16 protein-coding genes are annotated in these 21,609 nt (G+C 45.7%); 8 read left to right on the forward strand and 8 right to left on the reverse strand.

Annotated elements, in window-relative coordinates; translation table 11 throughout:
• Positions 1-2: 2 nt before the first annotated feature.
• From OZ660_RS00770 to OZ660_RS00785, 4 genes are all read left to right on the forward strand, one after another.
• On the forward strand, positions 3-3,104 hold the full coding sequence (locus OZ660_RS00770) for an efflux RND transporter permease subunit (RefSeq protein ID WP_274742238.1): 3,102 nt from the start codon (positions 3-5) through the stop codon (positions 3,102-3,104).
• Between the two features lie 57 nt (positions 3,105-3,161).
• Positions 3,162-3,671 (forward strand): alpha/beta hydrolase family protein, encoded by a 510-nt coding sequence (locus OZ660_RS00775; RefSeq protein WP_202263159.1) that lies wholly within the window; start codon positions 3,162-3,164, stop codon positions 3,669-3,671.
• 120 nt (positions 3,672-3,791) lie between these two features.
• Positions 3,792-5,633, forward strand: a complete 1,842-nt coding sequence (locus tag OZ660_RS00780) for a bifunctional acetyl-CoA hydrolase/transferase family protein/GNAT family N-acetyltransferase (RefSeq protein WP_202263160.1) — start codon at positions 3,792-3,794, stop codon at positions 5,631-5,633.
• Positions 5,630-6,607 (forward strand): histone deacetylase family protein, encoded by a 978-nt coding sequence (locus OZ660_RS00785; RefSeq protein ID WP_274742239.1) that lies wholly within the window; start codon positions 5,630-5,632, stop codon positions 6,605-6,607. The genes OZ660_RS00780 and OZ660_RS00785 overlap by 4 nt, the downstream gene beginning before the upstream one ends.
• An 8-nt stretch (positions 6,608-6,615) precedes the next feature.
• Here OZ660_RS00785 and OZ660_RS00790 read toward each other — a convergent pair whose 3' ends face one another.
• From OZ660_RS00790 to OZ660_RS00800, 3 genes are all read right to left on the reverse strand, one after another.
• Complete coding sequence (locus OZ660_RS00790; RefSeq protein WP_274742240.1) at positions 6,616-7,356, reverse strand: glutaredoxin; 741 nt, start codon at positions 7,354-7,356, stop codon at positions 6,616-6,618.
• A 159-nt stretch (positions 7,357-7,515) separates the two neighbouring features.
• A complete protein-coding gene (locus tag OZ660_RS00795; RefSeq protein ID WP_274742241.1) occupies positions 7,516-8,043 on the reverse strand; it encodes a DUF6436 domain-containing protein in 528 nt (175 codons plus the stop codon).
• Positions 8,044-9,525 (reverse strand): methyl-accepting chemotaxis protein, encoded by a 1,482-nt coding sequence (locus tag OZ660_RS00800; RefSeq protein WP_274742242.1) that lies wholly within the window; start codon positions 9,523-9,525, stop codon positions 8,044-8,046. It abuts the gene before it with no gap.
• 271 nt (positions 9,526-9,796) lie between these two features.
• Between OZ660_RS00800 and OZ660_RS00805 the strand changes: the two genes are divergently transcribed.
• Entirely contained in the window at positions 9,797-10,672 is an 876-nt protein-coding gene (locus OZ660_RS00805; RefSeq protein WP_274742243.1) for an ATP-grasp domain-containing protein, read from the forward strand.
• 42 nt (positions 10,673-10,714) lie between these two features.
• Here OZ660_RS00805 and OZ660_RS00810 read toward each other — a convergent pair whose 3' ends face one another.
• The 4 genes from OZ660_RS00810 to OZ660_RS00825 all read right to left on the reverse strand — a co-directional run bounded on the left by OZ660_RS00810 (position 10,715) and on the right by OZ660_RS00825 (position 16,577).
• The gene (locus OZ660_RS00810) at positions 10,715-12,178 is read right to left on the reverse strand and encodes a DUF3300 domain-containing protein (protein ID WP_274742244.1); all 1,464 of its coding nucleotides are present in this window, start codon (positions 12,176-12,178) and stop codon (positions 10,715-10,717) included.
• Positions 12,179-12,323: 145 nt separating this feature from the next.
• Positions 12,324-12,938 carry a GTP cyclohydrolase II gene (gene ribA, locus OZ660_RS00815; protein WP_202263166.1) on the reverse strand — a complete coding sequence of 205 codons (615 nt, stop codon included), beginning with the start codon at positions 12,936-12,938 and terminating at the stop codon, positions 12,324-12,326.
• 212 nt (positions 12,939-13,150) lie between these two features.
• Positions 13,151-15,991: an EAL domain-containing protein gene (locus OZ660_RS00820; protein ID WP_274742245.1), complete on the reverse strand. Its 2,841-nt coding sequence runs from the start codon at positions 15,989-15,991 to the stop codon at positions 13,151-13,153.
• Positions 15,992-16,259: 268 nt separating this feature from the next.
• The gene (locus OZ660_RS00825; protein WP_274742246.1) at positions 16,260-16,577 is read right to left on the reverse strand and encodes a hypothetical protein; all 318 of its coding nucleotides are present in this window, start codon (positions 16,575-16,577) and stop codon (positions 16,260-16,262) included.
• Between the two features lie 127 nt (positions 16,578-16,704).
• On the opposite strand from OZ660_RS00825, the gene OZ660_RS00830 reads away from it, so the two are divergent.
• Positions 16,705-17,373 (forward strand): glutathione S-transferase, encoded by a 669-nt coding sequence (locus OZ660_RS00830; protein WP_274742247.1) that lies wholly within the window; start codon positions 16,705-16,707, stop codon positions 17,371-17,373.
• Here the strand turns inward: OZ660_RS00830 and recQ are convergent.
• Positions 17,370-19,211, reverse strand: a complete 1,842-nt coding sequence (gene recQ / locus OZ660_RS00835) for a DNA helicase RecQ (protein WP_226432551.1) — start codon at positions 19,209-19,211, stop codon at positions 17,370-17,372. The genes OZ660_RS00830 and recQ overlap by 4 nt on opposite strands.
• A gap of 278 nt (positions 19,212-19,489) precedes the next feature.
• On the opposite strand from recQ, the gene OZ660_RS00840 reads away from it, so the two are divergent.
• On the forward strand, positions 19,490-19,987 hold the full coding sequence (locus OZ660_RS00840) for a thioesterase family protein (RefSeq protein WP_274742248.1): 498 nt from the start codon (positions 19,490-19,492) through the stop codon (positions 19,985-19,987).
• Between the two features lie 131 nt (positions 19,988-20,118).
• Positions 20,119-21,456, forward strand: a complete 1,338-nt coding sequence (locus OZ660_RS00845) for a magnesium transporter (protein ID WP_274742249.1) — start codon at positions 20,119-20,121, stop codon at positions 21,454-21,456.
• The last annotated feature ends 153 nt before the right edge of the window (positions 21,457-21,609 follow it).

Genomic DNA, 21,609 nt, shown 5'->3' on the forward strand with positions numbered 1-21,609 from the left:
TTATGGCTCGTTTTTTTATAGACAGGCCCGTGTTTGCATGGGTACTGGCAATTATTACCATGATGGCAGGCGTGCTCGCCATCTCCACTTTGCCTATTGAGCAATATCCTAAGGTTGCACCGCCAACGGTGAGTATCAGCGCCGCCTACCCTGGTGCATCCGCCGAGACCGTCGAAAATTCAGTAACACAAGTTATCGAGCAAAACCTGTCAGGTATTGACAACCTGCGCTACTTTTCAGCAAGTAGCTCCAACAGCAGTATGTCGATTAATTTGACCTTTGAACCTGGGACAGACCCGGATATTGCGCAGGTACAAACGCAAAATAAGGTACAAGGCGCATTACCTCTGTTACCTAATCAAGTTCAGCAACAAGGTGTCACGGTAACTAAGTCAAACAGTGCGTTTGCGCTGGTAATTGGCTTTTATTCTGAAGATGACACTATGACTCAATACGATTTAAGCGACATGCTGATATCACAATTTAGGGATCCCATTTCCCGTGTGAACGGCGTTGGCAACGTAAGAGTATTCGGTGCTCAGCGTTCAATGCGTATTTGGTTAGATCCCGATAAATTGTACAGCTATAACCTGACGCCTAACGACGTACAAGCTGCGGTTCAAGTGCAAAACACCGATGTGTCGGCGGGTCAGTTAGGTGGTATGCCGGCAATAGAAAACCAGCAAATAAACGCAACCATTCAGGCGCAAAGTCGGCTTCAGACTGTCGACGACTTTGAAAGCATTGTATTGCGGGTAAATACTGACGGTTCGCAGGTGCGTGTGCGCGACGTGGCGCGTGTAGAGCTTGGTGCTGAAAGTTACGATGTCATAGTTCGCTACGACAGAAACCCTGCGTCGGGTATGGCGGTTAGTTTGGCCTCAGGTGCAAATGCATTGGACACCATTGAGGCAGTTAAAGCGCGGGTGGAAGAGCTCCGAGCAAACTTGCCCGACAGTGTAAAAGTTGTCTATCCGCTAGATAGCTCCCCCTTTATTGAGCTGTCGATAGAGTCGGTTGTACATACGCTTATTGAAGCGGTTGTATTGGTATTTTTAGTTATGCTGCTGTTCTTACAGAATTGGCGCGCAACACTTATTCCTACCATCGCTGTTCCTGTAGTACTGCTGGGTACATTCGCAGTACTGCTCGCCTTTGGTTTTAGTATTAATGTGTTAACCATGTTTGCCATGGTGCTTGCCATTGGCCTGTTGGTAGATGATGCGATTGTGGTGGTTGAAAACGTAGAACGCATCATGGAAGAAGAGGGGTTATCGCCTGCTGAAGCGACCAAAAAGTCGATGAGCCAAATAACCGGGGCATTAGTCGGTATAGCCGCTGTGCTGTCTACTGTGTTTATTCCGATGGCATTTTTTAGCGGCTCGGCAGGGGCTATTTATCGACAGTTTTCTATTACCATAGTGTCAGCAATGGGGTTTTCGGTATTGGTTGCTATTGTGCTTTCACCTTCACTTTGCGCAACACTGCTAAAGAAACATCCAGAAGATCATGACAAAAACAAAGGTTTCTTTGGATGGTTTAATCGCAATTTCAACAAAGGTCGAGATGCGTATCAGCGCACCACAACACATATGGCTGGCCGCTTGAAGCGTTACTTTGTGGTATACGGGTTACTTGTGGGCGGTATGGTTGTGATTTTTAATCAATTGCCCGGTGCCTTTTTACCTGATGAAGACCAAGGCCGTATGATGGTGCTAGTAAGCACGCCGCCAGGCGCGACAGCTGGGCGTACCCTTGAATCGGTCAAACAGGTTGAAGACTATATTTTGGATAACGAGCAAGAAGCCGTTAACGGTATGTTTGCGGTGGTTGGCTTTAGCTTTGCTGGGCAAGCGCAAAATGCGGGTATGGCGTTTTTGAACTTTAACGACTGGGACGAACGCGATGAAAGTAATTCTGCATTTGCAGTAGTCGGGCGAGCCTTTGGTGCATTTAGTCAAATTCAGGATGCTTCAGCCTTTCCTATTGTACCTCCGCCAATCATGGAGCTAGGCAATGCAACTGGCTTTGATATGCAGCTGGTTGACCGTGCAGGCAATGGTCATGAGGCGTTGATGAATGCCCGTAACCAGTTGTTGGGCATGGCGGCTCAAAACCCTAAGCTGGCTGGCGTACGCCCCAACGGTTTAAGCGATGTGCCTCAATTTAAAATTAACATCGACAGTGAAAAAGCGTCGGCACTAGGGTTAAACCTAAGTGAAATTAACAGTGCGCTACAAATAGCGTGGGGTTCAAGCTACGTTAACGACTTTATTGATAAGGGCCGTATTAAGCGTGTTTATATGCAGGCAGACGCGCCACATCGCATGACGCCAGATGACTTAGAAAAGTGGTTTGTGCGCAACAATGACGGCGAAATGGTAGCCTTTAGCACCTTTGCCACAACTGAGTGGGTGTATGGCTCACCGAAGCTTGAACGCTTCAACGGCGTGTCATCAGTGAATATTCAAGGCAGTCCGGCCGAAGGCATTTCATCGGGTGAAGCCATGGCTGAAATGCAAAAGCTAGTCTCTCAGTTGCCCCCAGGCTTTGCTATTGAGTGGTCAGGACTATCGTTTGAAGAGCAACAGGCGGGTTCACAGGCGCCTATGCTTTATGCCATTTCTATTCTTGTTGTGTTCTTATGTCTAGCTGCACTTTATGAGAGCTGGTCTGTACCCTTTGCGGTTATGTTAGTCGTGCCCTTAGGTATTTTAGGCTCAGTAACTGCCGCTTATCTTTTCAACTTGCCTAATGACGTTTACTTGCAGGTGGCGTTTTTGACAACAGTTGGATTGGCGGCGAAGAACGCTATCTTGATTGTCGAATTTGCCAAAGAGCAATATGAGAATGGCGAAGACCTTATGACCGCCGTAGCCAATGCCGCTACCCAGCGATTCCGTCCTATTTTGATGACATCTATGGCCTTTATTCTAGGCGTCACGCCACTCGCTTTAGCAAGTGGCGCGGGTGCGGCAAGTCAAAATGCAATAGGCATCGCGGTGATGGGAGGTATGTTTGCTGCGACATTCTTAGCTATTTTCTTTGTGCCTATGTTCTATGTCTTTGTTGAAAAATTGTTCCACAAAGAAGACAAACGATAAGAAGTTGCGCTACAGTGAGAAAAAACATTTTTATTTTTTCAAATAGGGATATTGGTGATGACCACCGTTGTTTTTTCTCACGGCAAAGAAAGTGGCCCATGGGGCAGTAAAATTACCACACTGTCAAATGTGGCAACTGACATGGGCTTTGCGGTAGAGAGTATTGATTATCGCGATCTCGACTGCCCCGAAGCCCGTCTTAAGCGTCTCAAAGAAACCATTGAAGAAAAGTGCAACGACGTCATTTTAGTCGGCTCTAGTATGGGTGGTTATGTATCGCTTGCTGCCGCTAGCCATATATCGGCTAGAGGCGTTTTTCTGATGGCCCCTGCGCTGTATATGCCTGGCTATGAAGTACAGAGATTTCCATACGATGGGTATGTAAGTGTTGTTCACGGCTGGAACGATGACATCATCCCGATAGAAAACAGCTTAAAATACGCACGTCATCAAAAAGCTCAGTTATTGTTGTTAAACGATGGCCACCGACTGGCTAACAGCAAATCTGTGATATCCCCATTTTTTAGAAACTGGCTAGAGAAGTTTAAGCTTTTACACGCGTATTAAGGCCGTAACAGTACTGCTCTCTACGACTAATCGCTTATAGTCATCGAGCAAGTCACAGTCCCGCAGCTTGCCGTTTTTGTGGCATGATAAAACAATGGCGACGACAAAGGCACAACGGATATGACAATCAGTTTACCGCAAGCCCCCCATTGGCCTTCGTTAATAAAATCTGGCTGTCGGGTTTTTGTGGGCGGCAATGCCGCCGTACCTCACGCGCTCGTGCAGCACCTTATCGATAATAGCGACGGCTTTAGCGATATAGAACTCGTTCATATGCTAGCGCTTGGCGATACTCGGTGGGTAAGAGAAGAATATAAGAACTTATTCAAGGCCAATACGTTCTTTATTGGCGGTGAAAACATGCGTAAAGCCGTGGATGAAGGGCGAGCTGATTACACACCAGTGTTTCTTTCAGAAATATCGAGTTTGTTCAGTGACGGCACCTTGGCACTCGATGCCGCCCTAGTGAACGTGAGCCCACCTGACGAATTTGGTTATTGTTCCTTAGGACCTGCTGTAGATATTGCCATGTCAGCGATTCGTCAGAGTAAGAAAGTGATTGCGCAAATCAACCCTCAGATACCTCGTACTGCGGGCCATTCTTATATTCATATCAGTGAAATAGATGCCTGTATTGAAGCCGAGGAGCCATTGGTAGAAGTCAGTCCTCCTCCGATTGATTCGGTAGCTGAACGTATAGGACAATATGTGTCTATGCTGGTGGATGACGGCGCAACACTACAGTTTGGTATAGGCAAAATTCCAAGCGCAACGCTGAAGTACCTGTGTAACCACAAAGATATAGGCATTCACAGTGAAATGCTCACAGACAGTATTATTGAGCTACTGGAGTCGGGTGCGATTACCAATAAAAAGAAAACTTTTCACCCAGGTAAAATAGTGACAAGTTTTGCCATAGGCACACGCAAGCTTTATGACTTAATTGACAGTAACCCTCACATAGAGTTTTACCCCAGCAGCTATGTAAATAAGCCAACAAATATTGCCAAGAACGACAATATGGTGGCAATAAACAGCGCGCTTGAAGTGGACTTAACTGGCCAAGTCGTCGCAGATTCACTGGGATACGATTTTTATAGTGGCATAGGCGGGCAGGTCGATTTTGTTACAGGTGCTTCAATTAGCAAAGGAGGCAAAGCTATTATTGCGCTGCCATCAACGGCTAAAGGCGAAAGCGTTTCCCGTATTACTCCGCGTATTAGTGAAGGGGCAGGAGTGGTAACTTCTCGCGGTAACGTACAGTATGTGGTAACCGAATATGGTATCGCCTCGTTAAAAGGGAAAAGTATTCGCGAGCGCGCACTAGAACTTATTCGGGTGGCACATCCAAAGTTTCGTGCCGCATTACTTGAAGACGTTCGACAGCACTATTGGGTGCCGCACTACCAAGAGAAATACCCCACAGACATTCCCGAATTAGGCGCTATTCAGCTTAAGAAGTTACATATTCAGGGTGAAACATTTTATATGCGCCCATTAAACCCCGCTGATGAACGTCGGTTGCAGGAGTTCTTCTACTCGCATACAAAAGAAACGCTGCGTCTGCGGTACAACTACGACCCGAAACAAATGTCCCGTGAAAAGTCGTGTAACTTGGTGTCAGTAGACCAAAGCACCGATGCTGCATTGTGTATTGTTAGGCAGGAAGGGTCCAGAATTACCATTCATGCCGTTGGGCGCTTTTACTACAACCCGTCGGACAATACCTGTGAGGCAGCATTTGTTACCCGCGAAACTCAACAAGGTAAAGGTATGGCCAGCCGGTTACTTAATGAACTGATTGGGGTGGCAAAAAAGCGCGGTATAAACAAAATGATGGCCTACGTGCGTGGCGACAACAAACCCATGATTGCAATTTTTGAGCAAGCACACTTTAAACGACAATTTACCGGTGATCCCAGTGATGTAGAGCTGGTGTTAGATGTGGCATCACTTGAATGACAATAAGAATTTATCGCGCTAAGCATGGCACGAAACACGATTTGGGAAAAACGCATCCTGAATCCCCAGATAGACTATTTGCCATTGATGACCAGTTATTGGCTTCAGGTCTCGACATGATTTGCGAGCATGCCGATGCATCGGCTATCGCTGAGCCTTACCTGCAACTTGCTCACGACCCCTATTACATTAAAAGCGTTTTCGAGCGCGCTGCGCAAGCTAACTTTAGTGACGAAGAGAAAACCGTGTATTCAAGTGATAAACAAACGGTTGCCTGGCTTGATGAAGATACCGGCTTGATGCGGCACAGTTTGAGCGCGGCGTTAGAGTCAGCAGGCGCGGGATGCAATGCAGTGGATTGGGTAATGGCGGGGGAAGATCGACAAGCCTTTTGCGCTACGCGCCCGCCAGGCCATCATGCCACCTACGATAGTGCTATGGGCTTTTGTTTTTTCAATAATATAGTGATTGCGGCTCGCTATGCGCTGCAAAACTATGACCTAAAGCGCGTAGCCATTGTCGATTTTGATGTGCACCACGGCAATGGGACAGAGCACATTGTTGCAGGCGATCAGCGCATCATGCTGTTAAGCAGCTTTCAACATCCTTTTTATCCTCACTGCGGCTCCCCCGTTTCTGCAAGTAATATTCTCGCCGTACCCCTAGAAGCAGGTACAACGGGAGAGGTTTTCAGAGAAAAGGTAGGGCATTGGTTTAATGCGCTTAACAACTTTCAGCCAGAACTCATTTTGATATCTGCCGGCTTTGATGCTCACGCAGAAGACCCAATGGCCCACCTTCGTTTAGTAGAAGATGATTATTTCTGGATAAGTCAGCAATTACGTGAAGTTGCGGACAAAAGCTGTAAAGGCAGGATCGTCAGTATGCTTGAAGGCGGGTATAATTTAAGTGCACTGGGACGAAGTGTAGTTGCCCATTTAAAAGGAATGAGCCAGCCCAAAACGACTGAGTAATAACCTTGTTAACCAAACCAACGACCTATCATGTATATGCCTGCGCCAAACATTGCCAGATTCTCAGTGAGTGAGATGAAACCAAGAGGAAGGTCAGAGTTTCCACCAACACATGCACATTTGAGTTCGCGCTTATCAATATAAACCGCCTTAATGACTGACATGGCACCAATAGCACCAATAAAAATTGAGATAGGCGAAACGGCATAGGCGGGTAACCCTGCTAGCATTCCAAGACCTGCGTAGGCCTCTGCAAATGGGTAAATATAGGCATACCTAATGTGTTTCATTGCTAAAAGATCGTAAGTTATGAACTGATTTGAAAACGCGATGACATCTTGTAGTTTTTGTAACGCCAGCAATACCATTGCTACACCAATAAAGCTCATGACTGCTGTTTCAAGTGTTACGCTTAGCGCGCCTCTAACCATTAATGCAGCCACAACCAGTGCTGCCAGTGAGAATGTTACAATAATAGGCGTATAGCGCGAGCCTATTTCATCCTCCTGTTTTAAATTAAAATAATCGCGTAAGTCATCATAGCCACCTATGCGCTTATCGTTAATAAAGGTCTGAGGCGTTGTCTTCACATCGTGCTTGGCTTTAAAGCGGTCGGTTTCCTCGCGGTCCGAAAGGTGATGGTCGTCAACGGTATACCCTTTGCGTTCTAGCAAGTCTTTTGACTTTAACCCAAACGGGCAAATGTGGTCAGGGGTTACCATGCGATACAATATTGCTTTTTTACTCACTTTTGTCTCCTGTAGATATTTCACACAACGAAATCGCCAGTGTGCAATTAATACGCAGAGCAGAACCAAGAGTGACTTATAACTACCTACATGCAGGACAATGCTCTTACTTTCCTTCTTTGATGTTTCATATTGCATGCCAATCCTAAAAAGCGAAGGCTATGAGCAGAAGCAGCCCTCGGCATCGGCGTTAACGACAGCGCCTTGATATGGAGAAGACTGGGTGTAGGTTACGATCCTTTCCACCAAGTTTTTACCGGTAAAACATCCGTAACCTGTTGCGTAGGGACCTAAGTAGCGAAGTCTGAATTCGTTATCAACAATCATCAGTGCAGGCACGCGAGTCAATATGCGCTTGAGCGATGGTGTATTTTCGATATTGAAGGTCATCAGATTGAAATCTAATAAATTAAAACGCTCAATCAGTTGAGTTTGATGGGGAGCGGTTAGCGTTTCACAGTAGCAGTCCTGTGAAGTGCCAATATGCACGATAGTACCCGCTGAAACGCCGTTATCCTTTAAAAGTGCAATGACGTCCTCATCGAATGTGGGTGAGGTAGATTGATGTAACAAATTGCCGTTTGGGTCAAACTCGCTTAACTGGCGCTGACCATAAAAAAGTAGGGCAGTCAGAATACTCACTGCCCACAATACCAGTAATGTCCATCCGAGCGACTTGGGGATCACTTAAAGCTCGAAGCGTTCGATGGCGTTTTGCATTTTTTGCGAAATTTTCGCAAGTACTTCAACTTCTTTTGCAAGTGATTCTGCGGTTGCCAACTCTTCTGAGGTGTATTCGCTAAGGCGTGATGTACTTTTTGCGATCGAGGCTGAAGCCGATTCTTGTTCTTCAGCAGATGTTGCAATTTCTGTCATCCTTTCACTGGCATCGCGAATTTGCTGCATAATTTCTGTCATGGCACCAGTGGCATTCTCGCTTGAGGTTACCGCTTCATCTACCAGCTGGATACACGTTTGCATTTGCTCCACAGAGCTCGCGGTCTGTGTGACTAACTGCTCGGTGATACTGGTAATTTGATCTGCACTTTCCTTGGAGCGAATAGCAAGCGTGCGCACTTCATCGGCAACGACGGCGAAACCGCGACCGTGCTCTCCCGCCCTTGCTGACTCTATTGCGGCATTCAACGCCAACAAGTTGGTTTGTTCTGCCACAGCGGTAATCGAGCGCATGGCGTCAGAGATATTCGAACACTGCTCATTGAGGGCCAAGTTAGTTTTGGCCGCGTCGTTTAGTGTGTTGCGCAATGAGTCTATAGTTCTACTTGTGCTTGATATTGAATCGCGCGTAAGCTGTGATGATTTTTGAGCCGCCGATGCCCTGTCGCTTGCCAAAGTGGTTTGCTCTGCCGACATTTGCATAGATTGTGCAATTTCTTCTGATGATGCAGAGACCATCGCAATTTCTTGGTCTGTGTTGCGGCTGATTTCGAACATACTTCCTGCCGCTTGTTCCATTTCACTACAACCACGAACAACTTCGTTAGTGAGTGAAGACGCTAGCTCTATTAACTCTTTTACTTGGTCGATGAGGGCGCCAAATGGCTTTACAATCGCGTGGCTTCTATTGATATTGACACTTAGGTCTAATTTTCCGTCATCTTTAAGCATACTTTCAATTGTTAAACGAAGCTCTGCGGCTCCAGCGCCTTCTTGGTGAGCTTGTTTAGCCATGTACATCAGTACACCCCCTTCTGCTACAGCAAATGCCGCATGCATTAGAAGGATAGAAAAAGTCACGTGACCTTCTTCGAATATAAATAGCCCTGCGCCACCCGACTGCAAAAAGAAAAAACTTATATGATGAACTGCAACGACCAGCGTACCTGTGGCAACGACCTTCCAGTCGCGAAAGTAAGATAGAAACGCCAGCAAGACAAAAATCTCAAAGTGCATTTCAATAAGGCCAAAAGACTGGTGGATATGCAATGCGGTCAGTAGCTGTGCAGCGATGGCCATTGCGTGCCGACTTATTGTCGAATAGGGGTCTTGAAAGCTAAGTGCCAATGGAACGGCGGCAATAGGTATACCGAAAAGAAAAGCAGGTAATAGCTCACCGGTTATAAGACCAATTATTACGGCTATTACGACTTGAGCAATAATGACAACGCGAAAGATCTTCTGACCTTCCAGCAACCAAGGATACTGCATGCCAATCTCCAAACGAATCTCTAGGCTAAGTGTAGGTTATAAAATAAAGGTGTGCTATTTTCGGTGGATTGTACGTAGGTACTCGATTTTGAACCATTTAACTTTAGTATCGCTTTAGACTAATTGACTAATCTTAAGCACAGATGGTTTTAATAATACGTCCTTGTTGAGCTAACGAAACGGCAACAATATCTTGCTCACCAGCACGAATACAATTAAGTCGGTTGTTACTCGCTATCTATCGTAAAAGATCATTTTAATAAGGTGCTTTATGCCACATATCGCTTTTCTATCTACCGATAATCTTGAAGCCTTTTTTGTATACGACGAACTGTTAATTCCTTATTTTGAGAACAAGGGGTGGCAAGTGTCTACGGTATCTTGGCACAGCAAGACCGCTAATTGGGATGATTACGACTACGTCATCGTGCGAAGTACTTGGGACTATCAACAACATGCTAAGGCATTTTTGTCTTGCCTTAAAAAAATTGAACAGTCCAAGGCTATTTTGCTTAATGGTTTAGCACTCATTAAATGGAATATAGAAAAGCACTACTTAAAAGATATAGAAAAACATCAGGTGCCTATCGTTGATACGCTATGGTATAGCAGTTTTGATAAGACCATGATTGCTCAGGCCTTCGAAAAATTTGAAAGCGACACTATTGTGATTAAGCCAGTACTAAGTGCCAACGCTGATGATACGTTTAAATTAAATCGCACCGAATGGTTGGCGCAATCAGCGCATCTGGAAACTGTATTTAAGTCGCGGGACTTCATGATTCAGCCCTTTTTGAATAGTGTGGTTGATGAAGGTGAGTATTCACTTTTTTATTTCGGTGGTATTTATAGTCATGCAATTAAAAAAGTGCCTGAAAAGGGCGACTTTCGGGTACAGGAAGAGCACGGTGGAAGCTTGTATGCAATTGATGCTGACAGTGAGCAACGTGAAATAGCGACACAGGCGTTAGCGGCAATGCCTGAATCTGCGCTATATGCGCGTGTCGATCTTGTTCGCCAGCGCAATAAGTGGGCAATTATGGAACTAGAGTTAATAGAGCCTTCATTGTATTTTAACTTGGATGCTGCGTCGCCCGAACGTTTTGTAGACGCCATGCTGGCATTTCATGATTCACAACAGCAGTAAAAGAGCCCCGACAGCGCAGATCAACTGCCGGAGCCAAAAGGGTTAGTCTTTTGAGAACTTGCGTTGTGACGACTTATCACCATGTGATACGCGAGCTTGTGGTTTTGCGCTATAGGTCTGCCTTTCAATACGACGCGGTTTAGCACTTTGCTGTGGCCTAACAGTGCGTTGAGGTTTAATGCGCTGCTGAGCGACTTGCTGAACTTTTCGCTCAGGCTTTGCCTTCCTTAACTGACTGTCCGGCGATACACGTTGCATCGGTTGCGGTTTTGACGTTTCTATTCTCTGTGGCTTGTGCGCCTTGGGTTGAGAGTAGGCGCGCTCCACTCGCTGCGGCGCTTTTCGATCTGGCAATGATGTTACGCGTTTATCGCGTTTCAATTGGGCCATGGCAACGTCACGAGACGGTCTTTGCTGCTTAACGACGTCTTGATTGCGCTTTAAGGCATGCTCAATATTCTGCTTGCGATCGGCACTGGTATGCCTTTGCGCTTTATCAAGACGTATATCTCGCTGTCTTAGGCCTGTCACTGCTTTTGGTGGTACCACATTACGCGCTGGGCTATGACTTGCCGAGCTATGACGTACCGGAGTATGACTTCGTACTACCCCTTTGTGCTGATAACGCGCTGGCGCACTGTGAACAACCCGTGACGAGTAACGAGCACGTCGATGATCTGTGCGGTGTTCCCAGCGTTGATAACCATTGCTGATAACGCGCTTTCTCGGGCTGCCGTGGTAATAGCGACGTACTGGCGTGCGATGGATTACAACATGGCGGTTATGCCAATGAACGCCACCAAAGTAAAACGCTGTTGATAAGCGCACGCGTGGCGCCCAGTATACATTATGGTGATGATGGTAGCTTACCCTGTGACTCCAGAATATCGGTGCTGTCGCATGCCACCAATGGCCGTATACAACATGTGGGTTGTAGTAGGGTACATACACGACTTCACGTTGGCGCGGCTCAATATAAATAATTTCACGGTCGCGCTGTCGCTCTGTCTCTACTTCAATATAGTCGTTAGTAACCAAGTTACCGGTATTGTGAGCGTGCTGTCGCAATACCTGAACGCGATCGAGTACACGCGCTTGGCTTATCAGAACGTTATCGCCTAATTGCTGCAGCCATTCGAGGTCTTCTGCCATGGTATTGAGTAAATCAGCAAAAGGGGCCAATGCTTTAACACTGGGATCCCAGGTCACACCCTCTAGCACATTTTCAACTTGCTCAGGAGTAAGATGCTGATTGCTTTGACGCCAACGGTCCGCAGCGACAACGTCGAGCGGGTATGTTGCCGCTATAAGGATATGCGTAAGCAAACTATCTGGATACAACGCAATGGGTGCCAAAATACTATCGAGTTCGGCATCTGAATATTGCTGTTCGCTGGTGACAACTGAAAGTTCAGAGGTCGTTGGCACAGTGCTCGACTGTGCTAACACAGGAAGGGCACTTGCGCTAGACAGCGCAATAAGAACAGATAAGGTTATATATTTCATACATTCTCCTTACATTGCTTTGTCACCGATAATCAAATCATGTGAGCAATGTGGTAAGTCTGTATACGTTATAACCAGTACTTAATTAACGTAACCTGAATAGATAAAAAAAGCCCGCAAGGTTGCGGGCTTTTTTCGGTTGCGATTATTTGAAAACGTGAGGGTCGAAAGCGTGTCCAAGCTTTTCTGTTTTCGTCTTCAAGTAATGTTTATTGTCTTTTGTGATGCCATGATCAATGGGTTTGCGAGCGACTACATCAATGCCTAGTGCTTTAAGTGCCGCCAACTTTTTAGGATTATTGGTCATTAGCTCAACGTGCTTCACGTTTAAGGTGTCCAGCATCAACTTGCAGATATCGTAACTACGCAAGTCGGCATCAAAACCCAAATGTTCATTCGCTTCTACCGTATCCATGCCACTGTCTTGCAAGTTATAAGCACGAATCTTATTAAGCAGGCCAATACCACGGCCTTCTTGACGTAAATACAGAAGTACACCACTGCCATTATCAACGATGTTCTGCATGGCTTTCTCTAACTGAAAGCCACAGTCACAACGCGTACTAAACAGTGAATCACCGGTTAGACATTCAGAATGGATACGAATTGGCACGACATCGTCTTCTTTCCAATCGCCATAGGAAAGCGCCACGTGCTCTTGGCCGCTGGCTTCTACAAAGCCATGAATTTTAAAATCACCAAGGCGAGTGGGTAATTTTGCTGTGCTGACATATTCGTATTTTGGCTGTTTGCTACTCATGTTACTTCTACACTTTGGACAGTATGCAATAAGTGGGGATAACTTCTGGTTTTGCAAGACGAGCACCCACACATTTATCGATTGCGTTTTTTAACGTCTTGATTTTTAAATCCCCGATTAACAAATGGGGATATTGTGCCAAGACATACCTCTATTATACGCGTTTTCGTCCAATTTAGGGGTGTTGTGATATCACTCTTTTTTATGCGTTATTACAGTGGCGTAAATTCTGATAGTGGAGCAGGCTTAGACACACCGTAGCCTTGGGCAAAATCAATTCCCATTTTGCCCAGTTGCGCCATTATTGCATCACTTTCTACAAATTCGCCTACGGTCTGCATTCCCATTGCTTTTGCCACATCGTTGATTGAGGCAACCATAGCGGTATCGACACTGTCGTTGAGCATATCTTTGATAAACATACCGTCAATTTTCACCAAGCTTACAGGTAAACTCTTCAAGTAACTGTATGAGGAAAAGCCGCTGCCAAAATCATCCAGGGCAAAAGAACAACCTAAACGATTAAAAGTTTGCATAAAGTTAAGCGTGTCTTCCATCTTGATAATGGCTACAGACTCGATAACTTCAAAGCAAATTTTATGATAGGGAATACCATAAGTTTCAAACGCATTTAATATAAATAGCGTAAAGTCTCTGTCAGCTAGAGAGTGGCAATTGAGGTTGATACTACAGCGTTTAAGCTCAGCCAAATGTTGCGGATTATCAGCCAACCATTTAAACGTATTGGTAACGACCCATTTATCAACACTTACGTTCATTTCAAAACGTTCTGCTGTGGGTAAAAAATTAGCAGGCTCTACAATGCGTCCATCGGCTTCATGAAGTCGCAAGAGTACTTCGTAATAGTGACCATCGTTCGGTTTGTTAAGTGGCCTAAGCGATTGATAGTAAAGTGCAAAACGACCTTCTTCTAAGGCTAGGTTAATTGATGAGACCCAGTCGAGCTCTCGCTGGTAGCGCTGCATACTTTCGTCATCTTTATTATATTTGTGAACTTGGTTTCTGCCTTGCTCCTTGGCAAAGTAGCACGCTGCATCTGCCATACTGAGGTAATTGCCAGCGCTGACGGTAGGGTCATCACACACCACCATGCCTATACTAACGCCTAAATTGAAAATGCGGTTATCCCACATAAAGCGATAGGCCTGTACCGCGTTAAGGATCCTGATAGCACTTAAATACACTTCATCTTCGTCAGTATCGGTATAAATAATACCGAATTCATCACCGCCTAAACGCGCAAGTAAGGCGTTTGGATTTAGGCTATTTTCAATCAATCGGGCAATATCTTTAATAAGTACATCACCGGCTTTATGACCGCAAGTATCGTTCACCACTTTGAAACGGTCTAAGTCGAGAAACAGTAAGCAGGTTGGTAGTGCGCCACACTTAGCCACCTTCGCTTTAAATTCGGTTTCAAATTGTCGGCGGTTATAGACACCTGTGAGCGAGTCGTGAGTGGCCAAATATTGAAGACTAAGGTCAGATTGTTTTTTCTCAGTAATATCGATTATTGAACCAAACAAAAAGTTGCCATCGTCGTTCTCTCTTATTTGGCAGGAAAGTGAGAACCAAAATTCGCTACCATCTTGTCGTTTGCCTCTAATTTCCTTTCCTGTCACGTGACCCTGATGAGATATTTCTCCAAGTAGAATATGTCGGTCTTCAGGGTTGGCATAAAATGCTTTTGTGCTTGCCGCTTCGCTAAGCATCTGTGCTTCATTTTGATAACCAAACACCTTACACATGGCTGGATTAACCGAAATAAGCTCGCCGTCCCAAGTGGACGTATAGTGACCTTCCGCTGAATTTCTAAAGAGGTCATAGAAGTGGTTTAAGTTCTCAATAGTTTCTGCTTGGTTTGAGAGCTTTTTTTGATTGAGTGAGCGTTCTTTTGTGATAACCGCGAAACCAAAACACATAAACCCTGTGGTAAGGAAGAACAGCATGCCGATGGTCGATTGTACGGTGTAGACCAAGTCGCCAAAGAGATTCAATACCACTAAGGCATAAAACGCAAAGAACGACAGCCATGCCACTGAGTATGTGCGGCTAACTGCAATACTGTCTTTATCTCTAAACAGTTGAGCCAGAAAAACATGGTAGAGCCCCATGCAGGCCATCATCAATAGTATTGCTAAGGTGATGGCATAAGTGTCTAAGGTAAAACTATAGACGGTAACGGCAATAGGAATTATGAAATTGACTGCCCTAAGGATAAACGGAATCCGCTCAAACAGGTGATGGGTGACTTTGCCGATACACAGCAATAGCATGCAAAAGCACACAATAAACGCAAGTTCTATGGCATTAGTTAAACTTGGCCACAGCGATAAACCGCCTTGGGTAATAAAAAGTAACGCGAGCAATACCAAGGAAGACATAGTCAACCAAAAGCGCGTGGGCATGCGTTGCTGAACGTACGAAAACAAGAAATAAAATGCAATTAACGACAGCATACCTGATACCGCGCCAAGTAAAGTGAGCATGTTGGTGTCATGCTGCTTTAGCAGATCGCGTTCCCAGATAACCATGGGAAATTGCGTAAGCCCTTTGTCTTGAATACCAATAAGCAGCCTTGCATCTTGGTACGGCTGCAGCGTAAAGGGTAATCGTATGGTGGGCAGAGGCTGGCGTAATGAGTAATCACCTTTACTGGCTTGATAGCGATAAGAGCGAATGATGCGTTCGCTGTCATCAAGCAGATAAATCTGTAGATCATCAACATTTAATCGGTCGATATTAAGCACAAGAGGGATGGCACTGTATCCACTGTGGTGTAAATTAGTTGAGAACCACAAACGTTGATTTTTTTCTTTAGAAACAACGCTATTGCTGTTTACTGCACCCCTCAATATATCAAAATAAGTGGCGCTATTCGGTGCAATAATAATTGATGCATGGTCATTGACTGTGGCGCGCTCAAATGACTCGTCAACACTAAGCGTAGTGCTACTGGCAAAAGCCACATTCGTCACTAGCTGGCAAAGCAAAAATAATAGGGTGGTCTTTGTTAGAGAGATGAAAGGCATTGATTAAAGACCAAACTTAGACACGCTAAGTCCATGGCGTAGTGATTTTGCACAGCATTGGCTTGCACAAATTTGGCTTGCACATACAAAATGATTCATTGTTTTTGTAGTAATTAAATATGTGTTTTTAAATAGATTAATACTAGAGTTGGGCAAACGTCAAAAACATTTGATGACTACGCTTACCTCAGTGCGATGAGTTACCTTTATTTAACCATTTATGGTTTTGTCTTGTTAACAAGCCTGCGATGGTGAATGAATCGGATGGCTATGCTTGATGTAAATAGCGTAAAAGTAGATGAGGATCATTATGAGTTCCAATCGGCTCAAGCCATATGGCTTCGCACAGCCACTCTACGCACAGAATACACCTTAGCGACGCGTCATCAGTTTGTGCATTCAGTACCACTTGAAAACGGTCTGCTCCCCAGTCAGGTTCTGACTGCGTAAAACCGAACAAGGCCGAGAATTCATTAACCCATTGTTGTGTTTTCAAAGGCGTCGGGGGTAAGGGTAGACGTATTTCAACACTGTTTTCAGTAAGGGTTGTGTTATCTAAAACGGCGTTTTTCGTCAGTTGTGACATGATGGACTTACCTAAAATTTGTAAAGGCGCGCCTTAATTAAACCAGCGTGCAAAAAACGGTGTATAACAATAGACATAATACATCACAATAATAATAGCGTTAATCGAAGCGTCTTAAGGAACAACTATGCTAACACTGCACCATCTAAATAACTCGCGCTCTCAGCGAATCTTATGGCTAATGGAAGAGCTTGAAGTAGATTATGACATCGCGTTTTATCAGCGCGATAGTGTGACAAACCTTGCACCAGACTCGCTACGTGCAGTTCACCCTCTTGGTCGCTCTCCAGTGTTATCCACTCCGCACGGTGCAATTGCAGAGTCGGGGGCCATTGTTGAGTATTTGGTTCACAACTACGCTAAAGACGTATTTGCAACGCCCACTGAGGCTGAAGCGTTGCAGCAGTATTGGTTTTGGCTACATTTTGCAGAAGGCTCGCTGATGCCACCTCTGGTGGCTAACTTGGTACTAGAGAAAGCGCGTCAAAAAGGCTCAAAACCGTTTTTTATCAAACCCATTACAGATAAATTGGTCGATGGCATCTTAAATGCGTATTACGGGCCTAACTTGGCACAAAGCTTACGCTATGTTGAATCGTACCTTTCCAAAAATACGTGGTTTGCGGGCGATGAGCCAACGGGCGCCGACGTACAAATGATCTTCCCGCTAGAATCTTTGGTGGCAAGTGGTAGAGCAAAAGACTTCGCAGCAATTCAGAGCTACGTAAAACGCGTTCACGCACGCCCCGCTTATAAAGCGGCGCTTGAGAAGGGTGGAGAATACGCGTACGCCTAACTATCTCTGCTTATATAATCGCTAATTAGCTGAATAAAGGCCTCACCATAGCGCTCTAGCTTGGTTTGGCCTACACCACTGACTTCAAGCATGGTATTGCGGGTAGTAGGTAATTTACACGCCATATCCACTAAGGTGGCGTCACTAAATACCACATAAGGAGGCACTTCATTCTCTTCCGCTAATACTTTTCGCAAATGCTTAAGACGGGTAAATAAGGTTCTGTCGTAATTTGCTGGTGCTTGTTTTGCTTTTTTCTTGTCTGGTTTGAACTCAAGTCGTGGCACCGCCAATTGCACGGCTACTTCGCCTTTTAGCACAGGTCGGGCAGCTTCGGTAAGTCTTAGCGCGGCGTGGGCAGTAATATCAACGCGAATAAGCCCTTTGTGAACCAGCTGGTTAATGATGTTGTGCCAGTAGCTGTCTGACTTATCTTTGCCAATTCCGTATGTAGACAGCTGGTGGTGCCCCGCCTCTTGCAGTCGGCGTAGTTGTTTTCCTCTGAGCACATCAATAACGTACTGGCTTGAAGCCTGCTGAGATAGACGAAGTACACAAGACAGTACTTTTTGTGCAATGACTAGGCCGTCAACCATCTTTGGTGGGTCCAAGCAGATGTCGCAGTTGCCACAAGCGCTGTCACTAAATTGTGAAAAGTAGTTAAGTAAAACCTGCCGACGACAGGTCTGCGCTTCTGAAAAGGCTTCCATGGCTGCAAATTTTTGCAGTTCAATTTGATTGCGCTCGGCAATTTCACCTTGCTCAATCCATTGCTTCACCCGCGCTGCGTCTTTTTCATCAAACAATAATAGGGCTTCTGATTCGAGCCCGTCACGCCCAGCACGTCCAGTTTCTTGGTAGTAGCTTTCTACACTGCGAGGCACGTCATGATGAACAACATAGCGCACATTAGATTTGTTGATGCCCATACCAAAGGCAACAGTTGCCACAACGATGTCAATTTTGTCGTTAAGAAACTGGCGCTGTACTAGCTCTCTTTCGTCGTTGTCCATCCCTGCGTGGTAGGCTGCACAGCGAAAGCCTTGGCGAAATAATTTGGCGTGTAAGTCATCGACTTTGGCGCGGCTATTACAATAAATGATGCCACTGCCTTCTTGCTGCTTGACGTAGGCAACTACCTGGTCGAACGCTTTGTACTTGCTCATTACGCGATAGCGAATATTGGGGCGGTCAAAGCTGCCTTTGTATACCAAGGGTTCGTTAAGGTTAAGTTGAGTCAGTATGTCGACCTGTGTGGCAGAGTCTGCTGTTGCGGTTAACCCAATAACGGGAATAGTGGGAAAGCGAGACTTAATTTGCCCAAGGGCGCGGTAATCTTGTCGAAAATCGTGACCCCAATGAGACACACAATGTGCTTCGTCTATGGCAAACAGCGCAATATCGGCATGGTTTAGCGACTGTTGAAAATAGTACTGCATTAGGCGTTCAGGCGACACATACAACAAGTCGAGTCTTCCGGCTTGTAAATCGTCATTAATTCGCGCTTGCTCATCGGCTTCTAGTGTCGAATTTAAGTAGGCTGCGCGAACACCAAGGGCATTGAGTTGTTCAACCTGATCTTGCATTAACGAGATAAGCGGAGACACGACGATGGCTGTACCTTCTCTCACTAATGCTGGAATTTGGTAGCAAAGTGACTTGCCGCCACCTGTGGGCAGCAACACCAAGGCATCTCCACCATTACAAACATGGTGTATTACTTCGCCTTGCCCATCGCGAAATTCATCGTAACCGAACACGTCTTTTAAAACGCGTTCTGGTGTTGGTGAACTGATTATTGGGCTAGCAGGTGTTGAGTTAGCTATAGCAGTTGTCATGGTGCGGGATTTTACGCGTTTTTGTCGCGCGCTTCACGGGGCAATTGCAAAAACTAGACTAAAATTCAGCGTAAATTCGTCATACTGCAAGTGTGTTGGGTTTTCGTTGCCTGATGTATCGTTAAAGCGAACAAATAATGAGCGTGCGAGCTGGGCGCGTGCGCCTTCGACTAATCCAATTAATGAAAGTAATAAGCGTATATTGTTGTGAAGAATTTTATCGCGAGACAGAAATAGTAGTAGTGTGATGTAACTGCCTGTATTTAATGGAACATGATATGAAAACAGATAGCTCTGCTACACCAAATAAACTCACAAACAGTGCAATGATAACGCATGTAATTGCGCTTTTTCGTGATACTATGCCGTTTAACCAGTTGCTAGGATTGAAGTTTATTACGCAAGGGCAAGGCGCCGATACACAGGTGCAATTGCAGCTTGAGTGGCAACCATCCCTCACGGGTAATCCAATGCAAAAAATTCTGCATGGCGGCGTCACCGCAACTATGCTCGATACCATTGGTGGTCTGGTAGCCATTATCGAAACCATCAAGCAAACCGAGGAAGATGCGCTCAGTGAACTGCAGGTCCGTTTGCCCACTATGGGAACGGTAGATATGCGCGTTGACTATCTAAGACCCGGAAGGGGCGAGCAATTTATCGCAACCGCATCTATTATTCGAAAAGGGAGCAAGTTGGTCGTGTGCAGAATGGAGCTTCACAACGAAAAAGGTGATCATATCGCGTTTGGCACCGGTACTTACATGTTAGGTTAATACTACTTCGCGATCACAACGTATTTCGCTGTCTTACGCCCCATCTATGGCAACTGGCCCACAAGAGAAGTGCGCAGGCGCTTTCGTCTCGAAAGAGTGCGACACAAAAGTGCTTTAACAGGAGGTGTAGCATGGCAGAGCCATTACCAGATTTAATCGAAGAAATCGTTACCGACAGCATGGGTGACGACCCCGCAACGTTGTTGGCCACCCTAAGTGGCCAAGATGATGTGTATATTGCCACTTTGCTTGAATCACTTCCTGTCGAAAAACGTTTGGCAGTGTGGGAGGGGATCCCCCGCGACCGTAAACTCGATGTGTTAGTCGAAATGCGTAGCGACCCGCGTGAAATTCTTATCGATAACACGCCACACAATGAGTGGGCCTCTATCTTTGCAGATATTGACGCTGAAGACTTACTCGAACTGCTTGACTCGCTACCAAAGCGTTTAGTGGATATGGCGTATGAGTCACTCGACTCGAAAGAGCGAAAATATTTTAGAGAAGCCACGCAGTTCCCCGATAATCAAATTGGACACTGGGTTAACCACGAGCAATTAGTCTTGCCTTCTAATGCCAAGGTACGTGAAGGGCTACGACTATTACGTCGCGATATTCCTCAGCATTGTGACAGTATTTTTTTGGTAAACCGCTCCGGTCAATTTTCAGCGCTAGTGAAAATCAGTCACTTGTTTACCGCCCAAGATCACGTGTCGTTGTTCGATTTATCAGAAGAAACCGTAACGACCATTCAGGGGGCTGATGACACTATGAATGCTTCGCTATTGGTCCAACGTTCTGGGTTGGCTTCGCTGCCAGTCGTGGATGAGAACAACAAGCTGTTAGGGCGTCTAGATGTTACCTCTGCCAGTGAGTTGGTTAATGAGTTTTACGAGCGCCAAGTGATGGCATCGGCAGGTATGGATGAAGACGAAGATTTATTCTCGCCTGTGGCGAAAAGCGCGCGCAATAGAGCATTATGGCTAGGAATAAACTTACTGACCGCTTTCTTGGCGTCGTGGTTTATAGGATTGTTTGAAGGTACATTGCAGCAAGTCGTGGCATTGGCAGTATTAATGCCCGTGGTAGCGAGTATGGGCGGCATTGCTGGCAGTCAAACGCTTACGCTGATAGTGCGAGGACTTGCCTTAGGGCAGGTCACGCCAGCTAACTTACGCGCTCTTATGGTGAAAGAGCTCAAGGTCGGTGGCGTTAACGGTGTTATTTGGGCACTCGTTATCGGCATAGTGGCGTATTTTTGGTTTACCGATGTGATGTTAGGTGTGGTCATCTGTTTAGCCATTCTCTTTAACATTGTGGCTGCGGCGCTGGCTGGTGTTTTTGTGCCCGTTATCCTCGATAAACTGAAAATTGATCCAGCATTATCAGGCTCGGTTATTCTCACTACCGTGACTGACATTGTTGGTTTTGTTGCTTTCTTAGGGCTCGGAACACTTTTCCTTTTATAAGTCGTTTTTCTCTAGGGCGAGCATCAACGTAAAGCGTATCGCGCAAAGGTACGCCCTTACGTCGCGTTTCCTCACCGTTTTGCCTGATAGGAAATCAAAAGAGGTTGTGTATTAGAAACGACTGATAAACAATACGCGCCTCTCGCCCTTTTT

Source organism: Alteromonas sp. 009811495 (assembly GCF_028865455.1).
Lineage (GTDB): Bacteria > Pseudomonadota > Gammaproteobacteria > Enterobacterales > Alteromonadaceae > Alteromonas.